Consider the following 10,317-nt stretch of genomic DNA (forward strand, 5'->3'; position numbering starts at 1 on the left):
CACCGGGAGCGTCCGGGCGGATGCCGTAAACGGGTCGGAGCGATGTGAGGGAGCGATGTGAGGGGGTGATGTGAGGGTGGTGATGTGATGGGGTGACAGAAATCGTCAATTGCAAGTTGACGACAGGGGATCGTCAATTTAAAGTTGACGCATGAGTCCACTCGACATCAGCCTCGCGGACCTGATCGCCCGTCTCGACGAGGAGTTCCCGCAAGCCGACGAACTGGCCCGCGTCAGCGAGGCCCGACTGCGCGCTCAGACCCTGTCCGACCTCGGTGACCAGCTCATCGACCACTACGTCAGCAAGGCCAAGCTGACCGGCGCGTCCTGGACCGAGATCGGCGACGCCATCGGGGTGTCCAAACAGGCCGCCCAGCAGCGCCACGCGCCCACCGCGTTCGAGCGGTTCAGCAACCTGAACCGGCACAGCATCGTGCTGGCCCAGGAGGCCGCCCGCACCTGCAAGCACGACTCCATCGGCACCGAACACCTCCTCCTCGGCCTGCTCGGCGAACCGCTCGGCCTGGCGTACGAGGTGCTGGTCGCGAAGACCGGGTCGGAACAGCGCGTCCGCGACGCGGTCCGGGAAGCGCTGCCCCCGGCCGGCCGGAAGGCGCCGCGCGGCCACATCCCGTTCCACGAGGAGAGCAAGGAGGCCATCGGCCAGGCCCGCCGGGCCGCCGCCGACCTCGGCCACGACTGGGTCGGTACGGAACACACCCTCCTGGGCCTGATCCGCACCGAGCGGAGCCCGGCCGCCCGGATCCTCCGCGACCTCGGTTTCACGTCGGAGGAACTGCACGAGACGGTCAAGACCGAGAACACCAGGCGCCTGGCCGCGCGAGACGGCCGCTGACGAGTGATGCCCAGGAGGCCGGAACCTCCTGGGCATCACATGCGCGTGCGTGGCCGTGCGTGGCCGTGCTTGGGCGTGCGTGGCCGTGCGTGGCCGTGCTTGGGCGTGTGGCCTGCGGACCGTCAGCCGTCCGTGGCCGTGACGTCCGAGGCGTACACGAGGGCGACCCGGTGGTTGTACTGGATGGTGTACATCGCCTTGGCGCCGGTGACGACCGCGCCGCTGGACGGGAAGAAGTCGTCCGTGAGGGACGGCGCCACGGTGGCCACATAGGCCTGACCGGCCGGTACCGAGTACATGCTCAGCGGGGCCTGCGTGGACGGCGACAGACCCGCCGGGTACTCGGCGGCGTCCGGGTAGCTGGACCCGTACACCGCCACCGGCGAGGTGCCGTTCGCCGCGATCACCTGTACCCCGTGGGCGGGCGCGGTGTTGCAGCCGTGCGGGTTGTAGAACCACACCTTCGCGCCGCTGTACCAGATGGCGGTCCAGTCGCCGTCCTGGTCGGCGACCACGAACTGCTGCCCCGCCGCCGCCGTGCTGCCCCAGTCGTTGATCCGGTCGGTGCCCGCCGCGCCCGGGTGCAGCGCCTGGTCCCCGAAGAGGGGAGCGGTGTCACTGGGCTCGGTGCGCAGGTACACGAAGTTCGACGCCTGCTGCGTCTCGGTGCACGCGGTGGTGGCGCCGGTCGGGTCGTCGGACGGGCAGATCTGGACGGTCTGCTGGTTGTCGGCGAAGCGCGGCGCGATGGTGACCACCGAGCCGGCCGGGCCGACGCCGTGCCGCCCGGTGCGCACCCCGAGCAGGCTCATGAAGTGGTTCCAGTCCCAGGACGGGCCCGGGTCCCAGTGCATGCCGGAGACGAGGGAGGACTTCGGCCCGGCGACGTTGTCGTGGCCGATGATGTGCTCGCGGTCCAGCGGTATGCCGAACCGGTCGGCGAGGTACTTCACCAGGTCGGCCGTGGCCTCGTACTGCGCCTCGGTGTACCAGGTGGCACCGTGCGCGGCGTAGCCCTCGTGCTCGATGCCGACCGAGTGCATGTTGGTGGAGTAGTTGCCCGCGTGGAAGGCGAGATCCTTCGTCGGCACCATCTGCGTCACCGCGCCGTCCGAGGACCGCATGACGTAGTGCGCCGCGGAGCCGCCCGGCTGCTGGAAGAGACTGACGGCGGTGTCGTACGACGTCTCGGTGTCGTGGATGACGATGCTGTCGATCCGGATGCCGTTGGCGGGCCGGTTGGACACCTGCCCGTTGGACGGCGACGCCGGCACGAAGGTACAGGCGACGGTGGTCGGGCACTCGACACCGGTGTCGGCCGCGGACGTCAGATCGAGCGAGGCCAACTGGCCGGTCGCCGGGTCGACATCGCTGTCGGCCGCCAGCTTCACGCGCTGGCCGTCGGCCGTCGTACGGCCTGCGCCCTTCTCCATGGTGGCGAAGACGCGGTCGGCGAAGGCCGCGGCGCCCTGCCGCTCGGTCGACTGGCTGTAACGGGCCACGGCCGCGTACCAGTTGCCGGGGTCGGTGGCGTCGCCCGAACCGGTCACGGCCTTCTGGTACGAGGCGAGCAGCGCCGCGCCACCGCGGATGTTGGCCGCCGGATCGGTACGCAGGTCCTCGGCCGACAGCCCGGTCAGCCTCGCGGCGGACTGGATGGTGTGCAGGGCCGGTTCGGCGGCGAGCTTCGCCACGTCCCCACGGCCCGCCGCGCCCGCGTCGCCACCGGCCATCATCGCCGGGGTGACGTCCGTCAGATGCATCGGGCCGTAGCCGCCGTCGGTACTGTGCTGCCCGGCATGGGTGTCCCACGCCGACTCCTGGTACGCCACCGCCAGCAGCACCTGACGCGGAACGTGGTACGCGTCGGCGGCGGCCGCGAAGTCCCCCTGCAGGGAGCTGACTCCACCGGCTGCTCCATCGCCTGCTCCACCGGCGGCCAGCGCCGGCGCCGGCACGGCCGCCCCGCCCGAAACGGCGAGCGCGGCAAGGGCGGTCAGCACGACCGGACGACGGCGCTTCGACGCGTCGCCGCGTCTGGAATTGCTTGAACTCATGGAAAGTCCCCGGACCTCGGAGGAACAAATGGCGGAATGGAGGATGCGTACGACGGGAGATCGGTTCATCGACCGCCCCGGTACGCACACGGCTCCGCGCCCTACGCGGGGCTCCGTCCGTCGACGCCTGGAAGTGGATGATCCCCCTCAGGGCGAACTGGAGTCAACTACGGTCGAAAACAAGGCACTTGCGTATGCGCAGGAGTGGTGAAGAGCCCCACCCGTCGGGTGACGTCTCCGTGAACACCACGTCCGCGGCGGGCGCCGCTTGCCTTCTCGTGATCCTTGCGCGTCAATGTGGGCGATCGCCTGACGAGATGTCAGAAATGTGCGGTCTCTTCGAGAGGAGCCGAGTCGTGAGACGTACGAGAGGCGCGAGCCGCAGGAACCGGAAGTTACGCGCGGCGGTGACCGCCACGGTCACCGCCACCACCGCCGTTCTGCTGGCCGGCACCGTGGCGCTGGCCCCCGGGGCGGCCGCGGTGACCCCGACGCAGGCCACCACCCAGTACGACTGCGACCTCCTGGGTTGGACCAACGGCCAGTTGACGGCCACTCAGACCGGTTCGTACGTGACGATCACCATCCAGCTCTCGGTGACCGCCCCCCTCGCCGTCCCGTGGTACAGCATCCCCTCGACCCTGGTGCTCGACGACATCAACACCGGGCGGCCGGTCTACTTCGCGGGAACCGTGAATCCTCCCATCTCCACAGGCGACCCGATCGTCCTCGGCCCGCTCCCGGGCGTGGTCGACCCCGGCGAGAGCCTGGACGCCTACGGGCAGGAGCTGACCTTCCAGCTGTACGGCATCAGAATCTCCTGCGAGGCGGTCTCCCCGTTGTCCCCGGGCCCCTTCACCTTCTGAAGCTGATGCTGACGCTGACGCGCCCCGCGCCGACGCCGGTCGCCTCCTCGGCCCCTCGACAGGATCCGTCCCGCGCCGGCCCGACCCGCCCGGCATGAGACAGTCGGGCACCACCGGCCACCGAGCCCCGCCGAGGAGAAGAGCATCATGAGAGCGCTGCCCGCCGTCACCGACCGCAAGGAGTTCGACGCCCTGGTCGTCAGGACCGACTACGAGGACGACCGGGCCTGGCAGGACGTGACGGCGGCACTGACGGCGCCCTGGGGAGACGGCGCGTACGAGGCATGCGTCCACTTCGTCGACGACCCGGCCTGGGCGGACGCGGTCGCCGACGACATACTCCCCGCGGTCTGCGCCGACGAGAACCTCGCCGTGGTGTTCCTGGCCGACCGGACGACCATGCGGACCGGGAGCCACCCGCTGCTCGCGATCACCACCCTCACCCGCGAGGAATGCGTGGACGACGAGGACTACGAGCAACTGACCGAGTTCGGAACCGAGTTCCGCACCACACCGGCAGGCGTCCACGACGTCCACGCGAACCTGAGCATCGGCAACCTGGGCTTCGAGGAGTACGCGGAGTGGGCCCGCGACGACGCCGAGGGCATCTACCGGTCCGCCTGAGGCGAGCTGACCCGTCGACCCGACAGGACCCGACAGGACCCGGCAGCGGTGTCAGGACCAGGTCCACGCCTGGTTGCTGTTGCCGGCGCAGCTCCATGCCTGGATCCGCTGGCCGTCCTGGCCGGACGAGGCGGCATCCGCGTCCAGGCAGAAGCCATCCGGAAGACTGACCAGGGACTGACCTCCGTCCGGCCCCGAGTCGCCGAGCTTCCACCGCTGCCCCTGCAGCCCGTCGCAGGCCCTGCCGTGGACCCCGTGACCGTTCTGGCCGGAGCCGGCGCTGTCGGCCTCCAGACAGAACCGGCTGCCCCGGTTGACGACGATGTACTGCCCGTCCCGCCCGGGAACGGCGTACAGCGCCCACTTCTGTTTGGCGACGTCCGCGCACTCCAGGACCTGGACGTCGGTGCTGTCCGCACCGGCGCCGAGGCATCGGGGGCCCGGCGTACCGTTGATGATCTCCGTCACGGTGACCGCGCCGGCCCGCACCGGACCGCGCGGGCCGTAGAGGAGCCTCTTGGTCTCCGGGCCGACCCTGCCGTCGACATCCGCTCCCGTCTCGGTCTGGAACGCCTTGACGGCGGCGCGGGTCACGGCGTCGAAGTCCCCGTCGACCGGGACGTACAGGCCGTGGGCGTTGAGCAGGCTCTGCAGGAGAGTGACGCACGCGGCCGAGGCTCCCGCGGTTCCTGCGGTTCCCGCGGTGATCTCGTCGGGACAGGACGCGGACCGCAGGTCCGAGACCGACAGGCTCGGCGATGACGCCTTCGCCGAGCCGGTGGCCGTCGGCTCCCCGCTGGTCGAGGCCGCCGCGGAAGGGGAGCTCGACACGGAGTCAGACGCGGCCGGGGTGCCGGGCGCGGAAACCGGATCGCCGGTCACGGAGAGGGTGGACGGCGGCACGGAACCGGCCGAAGCGGGGTCGTCCCGCTCGGACAGCAGCGCCACGGTGACACCACCGGCGATCAGGACGGCTGCCGCCGTCACCGCTCCCACCAGCGCCTTTTTATGCTTACGACGGACCTCGGGCGCGGCGGGCACGGTGGCCGGGCCGACGGCTGCGGGAGCCGCCGGCGGTCTCGCCCCGCGAGCCGCCCGAGGCGTCCGGGGCGGTACCCGCACCGGTACCGGTGCTGAGAGCTGATGTCCGATGGCGGTCCGGAACACCTCGTCCGGCGCGGGCCGGGACTCGGGATCCTTGTCCAGGCAGGCGCGCACGAACGCGCCCAGCTCCGGATCCGCGGCCGTCACCTTGCCGAGGACTTCCTCCCGGGGCGGGTCGAAGGCGACCCGGTGCAGGACGTCGACCCCCGTGCCCTCACCGAACGGCGGAGTTCCCGCGACCGCGTACGCCAGGGTGGACGCGAGCGAGAAGACGTCGGACGCGGCCGTCACCTCCGTACCCCGGACCTGTTCCGGGGACATGAAGGCGGGCGTGCCCACGTTCTGGCCCGTGACGGTGATCGATGTGGCGTCGGCGGCCTGGACGATCCCGAAGTCGATGACGCGGGCCCCGTCGGCCGCCAGGATCACGTTGGACGGCTTGAGGTCGCGGTGGACGATGCCCTCGCGCCAGACCGCCTCGACCGCCCGTGCCAGGTCCGCCACCAGCCGCCAGGCGGCCTCCGCGGTCATCGGCCCGCGCGCGTCGACGGCCTCGGCGAGCGTGGGCCCCGGTATGTACTCGGTCGCCACCCACAGCAGCTCGTCGTCGGTGCCGCTGCCCAACAACCGTGCGGTGTGCGCTCCTTGGACCCGTCCCAGGGCACTGACCTCACGGTCGAAACGCTTACGGAAGAGCGGATCCTCCGCGTACTCGGGCCGCACCACCTTGACGGCGGCCTGCCCCGCACCTCCACCGGCGTTCCGCCCCAGATAGACCCGGCCCATCGCGCCGCTGCCCAGCACCGAGGTCAGGATGTAGGGGCCGACCCGGGTGGGATCGCTCTTCCGCAACGGGACCGGCAGGGGCGGTTCCATACCGGCCGCCGCGTAGGCCGTCACGTCGGACCCGCTGCGGTAGTGGTCAGGCATGGGAATCCAGGTGTCTCGCGTGCCGCATGAGACCGGGAGACTAACGCAACAACCCTTCATCAAAGACGAGTTGCCCTCGATCCTGCCCTTGTGGTCAGGGACGATCCCACGAGGCCGGGCCCACCCCCCCCGCCGACGGGCGCCGACACCGACACGTCCGTCCCGCAGAGGCCTTGGACACACGAGGCCGTCCGTGCCGCTTGCCTTCTCGTGATCCCTGCGCGTCAATGTGGCCGACATCCGACGTGACGTCGGGAACGTGAGTCCTCCGCAAGGGGAGTGATCATGAGACGTAGCAAGCGGAAGTTACGCGCCGCGGTGATCGCCACCGCATCCGCCGCACTGCTGGCCGGCACCGTGGCACTGGCTCCCGGTGCGAGCGCCGTGACACCGACATGGGCCTCGACCTCTTACGACTGCGGAACCCTGGGATCGTCCCCCGCCGATCTCATCGCCACCCAGAACGGCACCTACGCGACGATCACCGTCGAGCTGCCCTCGCTGACCGTCCCCCTCCCCGTCCAGGCGTTCTCCGTCCCCGCCACCCTGGTGCTCTACGACATCAACACCGGGGCCTCGACCACCTTCACCGGAGACGTGAACCCGTACATGGCCGTGGGCGACCCTCTCGACCTGGGCTGGCTCCAGGGCACGGTCACCCCCGGAAGCACCCTGGACACCATCGGCGGCGGCCTGTCCAGGCTGACGTTCGTGCTCTACGGCATCACGTTCAACTGCCACGCGACCAGCTTCCTGTTCCCCGGCCCCTACCAGTTCTGAGTCACGGTCCGCGGCGGCCGGACGGCCTGCGTGGCGATGCGGTGGCGGCAGGTTCCCGATCTGCCGGGCATGAGGGGCGGGCTGGCCCCTGCCTGCGCCGATCCACGTCGTCGTCTGCCTGTTCGCGGAGCCGGGCCAGGCCATCCGCGTTCGTCGCGGTGTGGGTCTGACCGCGAGAGTGGTGGGCGACATGGACGGCCGTGGAAAACCGGTAGCGCCCATGAAGGGCTGTCGTTATCGTCCCGGGGATGGAGATCGAGGTCAGGGAAGTCCTGGACGGCCGCCGGGAGGACGACCCGGTGTGGGCGCTGATCGATGAACTCGGCCAGGGCGACTGGGTGCGGTTCACTGCGGGATTCCACCTGAGCTCGCACCTGCTCGCCGCGTACTCACCGGACACACGGCTGATGGGTTTCTGCCGCTACATCGTGCAGCCCATAGGCCCCGACACCGGCTGCCCGCCCATCACCGTCCAGGGACAAGAGGTACACGAAGCGAAAATCCTCGCCTTCGGCGTTCCCGAGCGGTGGCGTCGACGGGGTGTGGGCACCGCCTTGCAGCGAGCGGTCATCGCGGCGGCAGGCAGGCAGGGCTGTCACCAGGTCAGGTCGCACAGCTCGGGCGACAACGTCGAGAACCACCAGCTCAAACTGCGGCTCGGCTTCGCCGTTCACCCAATCGTCCGCGACGGCGATGACAGGGGCTGCTATTTCATCCTTCCACTGCCCCGGCGCGGCTGACTCAGTCGCCGCCGGCCATACCCGCAAGACGAGGCTGAAGCTGCCTGATCCGCACCGCCCTCACCGCCCGCGCCGCCGAGCCCGAAGCTGCCGGACCCCCGGCTTACCAGCAGATCACGGCGGTGTTCGCGCGGCTGATGCGTCGCTGCGGGCGCGGCAGGTGTGGGAGGCGATGGACCTGGAGATCGCGCCCAAGAACGTCAACAACACCCGCCTGATGCTCATGCGGCTGTCCGGGCGCGGCATGAAGCGCTCCGGGATCGGTGGAGGCTCCATCAGACCCCAGGGCGCTTCAGTTCGATGACCTGTGCGAGAAAGACATGGTCCTCGGATGACGGCTGAGTGTCGGAATTAGCGCACGATTCACGCGTCGCCTACAAGTGAGAATGGAGTGGGGCCCAGGGGCCCTCGAACCAACGGCACGACAGCAGACCTGCTCGGATCCCGGTGGAAAAATCAACCAAGTCCGTACACGGGGTTGGCCGTTCCTCGCACGGGCACGGCTCTTCCAGGTGAAGGAAGGCACGCATGCGTGGGCTCGGAGATCATCTGACCATCGGTGAGCGCATCGCTTTCCACCGGCGCCGCCGCGGCTATACCCAGCAGGTTTTGGCCGGGTTGGTGGGCCGTAGCACCGACTGGCTGGCCAAAGCGGAGTCAGGCCGGCGCAAGCCTCCCCGTATCGACATGCTCGCCGAGCTGGCCCATGTGCTGCGAGTGCCTCTCGGTGACCTGCTTGGGAGACCTGTGCTCATGGAGGACGAGCGCCAACAGGACGATGTACCTGCTGTCCGAGACGCCTTGATGAGCCCACGCCGCTTGTCACGCCTGCTCTTCGGGCCAGAGGCCGAGAGCCAGCTCCCGAGCCCGGGTTCAGTGGCGCCTCGCGTCGATGAAGCTTGGGACGACTACCAAGCCGGTCGGCTCGGGAAGGTTATCGCTGCGCTTCCCGGACTTCTTCAGAGCGTCCATGGACTCGAAGACCGCGCCGTTCGCTCCGCCACAGAGCGCATGGACTGCTGGGCCGTCTCCGCACGTGTCCACCACCTCGCAGCGACTGCCCTTGCCAAGGTGGGAGAGTCCGACATCTCCTGGCTCGCCGCTGAGAGGGCCATGAGGGCTGCCGACGAGGCGGAGGACCCACTGGTCCTGGCCTCCGCAGCACGGTCAGGCACTCATGCCCTTCTGGCCAACGGACGGTACGACGACGCTCTGGAGCTGGCGATGACGGCGTCGAGATGGCTGTCCGCCCGAATAGATGAGAGCGACCCGGCTGCACTGAGCTTGCTGGGCATGATTCACCTCCGAGCTGCCATCGCCGCAGCCCGGCATCAGGACCGTTCGACCGCTATGAGCCTCCTGGACCGCGCCGAGGACTTGGCCGATCGGCTCGGATCGGACGAAAACTACTGGCACACCTGCTTCGGCCCGACGAACGTGATGCTGCACCGATTGTCGGCGGAACTCGATCTCGACAACGTGGCGTACCTGGTGGAGCACGGAGACGTCGATGTGGACCACATGGCCGCGGAGCGAAGCGTCTCTCACCGCATCGACCACGCCCGCGCTCTCTCTTTGACAGGGCGGGCGGACGACGCGTTCACGGAACTGCGCACGGCCGAGTCAACGTCGCCTCAGCTCGTACGGAACAATCCTCGTGTCCGTGACACGCTGCGCGACCTGATCAAGCAGTCGCCGGTCACGGGTGGAGCTCCTTCCTCGGAGCTGTTCGTGATGGCTCAACGGTGCAGGGCGGTGCAGTGAGCACAGGGAATGGCCGGGTCTTGGGAGTCGTAGGGTCCAGTGCCGGTGGAGTCGAGACCTTGCGCGCCGGGCTCGTGGAGCCCGCGCTGGCGCGAGGCTGGCAAGTGGCGGTGACGCTGACACCGACAGCGGGTCGCTGGCTGCGCATGAGCGGTGAGGCCGACCGGTTGGAGACGCTGACCGGCCTCCCCGTCCGGGACGAAGCGCGCTTGCCCGGCGAGGCAAGTCCCCATCCGAAGGTGGACTGCTATGTGGTGGCCCCCGCGAGCGCGAATACGGTGGCCAAGCTCGCGACCGGCATTGCGGACAACCAGGCGCTGACGCAAGTAGGCGAAGCCATCGGCACGCTCGAACTGCCCGTCGTGATGTTCCCCCGGGTCAATGCAGCTCATGCGCGCCATCCAGCCTGGAAGCGCCATGTCGCGACGCTGCGAGAGGCCGACGTGCACCTGGTCTACGGTCCGGATGTCTGGCCTCTGTACGAGCCACGCGAGGCTCCTGCCGGGCGGGAGTTGCCCTGGGCCGCAGTGCTCGAAACCGTCGAACGCCTCCTGGGCTGACTCGATTCGCGGCTCCCCAAGTGCCGTAGCAACGAA

Annotated in this window: 10 protein-coding genes; 8 read left to right on the forward strand and 2 right to left on the reverse strand. The window is 69.4% G+C overall.

Annotated elements, in window-relative coordinates:
* The first annotated feature begins 151 nt into the window (after window positions 1–151).
* Window positions 152–856, forward strand: coding sequence for a Clp protease N-terminal domain-containing protein (locus IEZ11_RS04055; protein WP_189261172.1), 705 nt, complete (start codon window positions 152–154; stop codon window positions 854–856).
* A gap of 122 nt (window positions 857–978) precedes the next feature.
* Here IEZ11_RS04055 and IEZ11_RS04060 read toward each other — a convergent pair whose 3' ends face one another.
* On the reverse strand, window positions 979–2,913 hold the full coding sequence (locus IEZ11_RS04060) for an N-acetylmuramoyl-L-alanine amidase (protein ID WP_189261173.1): 1,935 nt from the start codon (window positions 2,911–2,913) through the stop codon (window positions 979–981).
* A 356-nt stretch (window positions 2,914–3,269) separates the two neighbouring features.
* Here IEZ11_RS04060 and IEZ11_RS04065 point away from each other — a divergent pair, with 356 nt between their 5' ends.
* Together IEZ11_RS04065 and IEZ11_RS04070 are read left to right on the forward strand one after the other, a co-directional pair.
* Complete coding sequence (locus IEZ11_RS04065; protein WP_189261174.1) at window positions 3,270–3,779, forward strand: hypothetical protein; 510 nt, start codon at window positions 3,270–3,272, stop codon at window positions 3,777–3,779.
* Window positions 3,780–3,926: 147 nt separating this feature from the next.
* Entirely contained in the window at window positions 3,927–4,403 is a 477-nt protein-coding gene (locus tag IEZ11_RS04070) for a DUF6924 domain-containing protein (RefSeq protein WP_189261175.1), read from the forward strand.
* Window positions 4,404–4,454: 51 nt separating this feature from the next.
* Here IEZ11_RS04070 and IEZ11_RS04075 read toward each other — a convergent pair whose 3' ends face one another.
* Window positions 4,455–6,437: a protein kinase domain-containing protein gene (locus tag IEZ11_RS04075; RefSeq protein ID WP_229712797.1), complete on the reverse strand. Its 1,983-nt coding sequence runs from the start codon at window positions 6,435–6,437 to the stop codon at window positions 4,455–4,457.
* 285 nt (window positions 6,438–6,722) lie between these two features.
* On the opposite strand from IEZ11_RS04075, the gene IEZ11_RS04080 reads away from it, so the two are divergent.
* The 5 genes from IEZ11_RS04080 to IEZ11_RS04095 all read left to right on the forward strand — a co-directional run bounded on the left by IEZ11_RS04080 (window position 6,723) and on the right by IEZ11_RS04095 (window position 10,281).
* Entirely contained in the window at window positions 6,723–7,217 is a 495-nt protein-coding gene (locus IEZ11_RS04080; protein ID WP_189261176.1) for a hypothetical protein, read from the forward strand.
* Between the two features lie 248 nt (window positions 7,218–7,465).
* Complete coding sequence (locus IEZ11_RS04085) at window positions 7,466–7,957, forward strand: GNAT family N-acetyltransferase (RefSeq protein WP_189261177.1); 492 nt, start codon at window positions 7,466–7,468, stop codon at window positions 7,955–7,957.
* A gap of 172 nt (window positions 7,958–8,129) precedes the next feature.
* Window positions 8,130–8,261, forward strand: coding sequence for a hypothetical protein (locus IEZ11_RS51875; RefSeq protein ID WP_268239898.1), 132 nt, complete (start codon window positions 8,130–8,132; stop codon window positions 8,259–8,261).
* Between the two features lie 224 nt (window positions 8,262–8,485).
* Window positions 8,486–9,721: a helix-turn-helix domain-containing protein gene (locus tag IEZ11_RS04090; protein WP_189261178.1), complete on the forward strand. Its 1,236-nt coding sequence runs from the start codon at window positions 8,486–8,488 to the stop codon at window positions 9,719–9,721.
* The gene (locus IEZ11_RS04095; protein WP_373294819.1) at window positions 9,718–10,281 is read left to right on the forward strand and encodes a flavoprotein; all 564 of its coding nucleotides are present in this window, start codon (window positions 9,718–9,720) and stop codon (window positions 10,279–10,281) included. The genes IEZ11_RS04090 and IEZ11_RS04095 overlap by 4 nt, the downstream gene beginning before the upstream one ends.
* Window positions 10,282–10,317: the final 36 nt, after the last annotated feature.

Source organism: Streptomyces fuscichromogenes, from assembly GCF_014645815.1.
In the GTDB taxonomy this organism is placed as follows: domain Bacteria; phylum Actinomycetota; class Actinomycetes; order Streptomycetales; family Streptomycetaceae; genus Streptomyces; species Streptomyces fuscichromogenes.

Coding starts and splice junctions, on each gene's coding strand:
- IEZ11_RS04075 (WP_229712797.1), bottom strand. CDS start 6,437: ATGCCTGACCACTACCGCAGCGGGTCCGACGTGACGGCCTACGCGGCG.
- IEZ11_RS04085 (WP_189261177.1), top strand. CDS start 7,466: ATGGAGATCGAGGTCAGGGAAGTCCTGGACGGCCGCCGGGAGGACGAC.
- IEZ11_RS04060 (WP_189261173.1), bottom strand. CDS start 2,913: ATGAGTTCAAGCAATTCCAGACGCGGCGACGCGTCGAAGCGCCGTCGT.
- IEZ11_RS04070 (WP_189261175.1), top strand. CDS start 3,927: ATGAGAGCGCTGCCCGCCGTCACCGACCGCAAGGAGTTCGACGCCCTG.
- IEZ11_RS04090 (WP_189261178.1), top strand. CDS start 8,486: ATGCGTGGGCTCGGAGATCATCTGACCATCGGTGAGCGCATCGCTTTC.
- IEZ11_RS51875 (WP_268239898.1), top strand. CDS start 8,130: ATGGACCTGGAGATCGCGCCCAAGAACGTCAACAACACCCGCCTGATG.
- IEZ11_RS04055 (WP_189261172.1), top strand. CDS start 152: ATGAGTCCACTCGACATCAGCCTCGCGGACCTGATCGCCCGTCTCGAC.
- IEZ11_RS04080 (WP_189261176.1), top strand. CDS start 6,723: ATGAGACGTAGCAAGCGGAAGTTACGCGCCGCGGTGATCGCCACCGCA.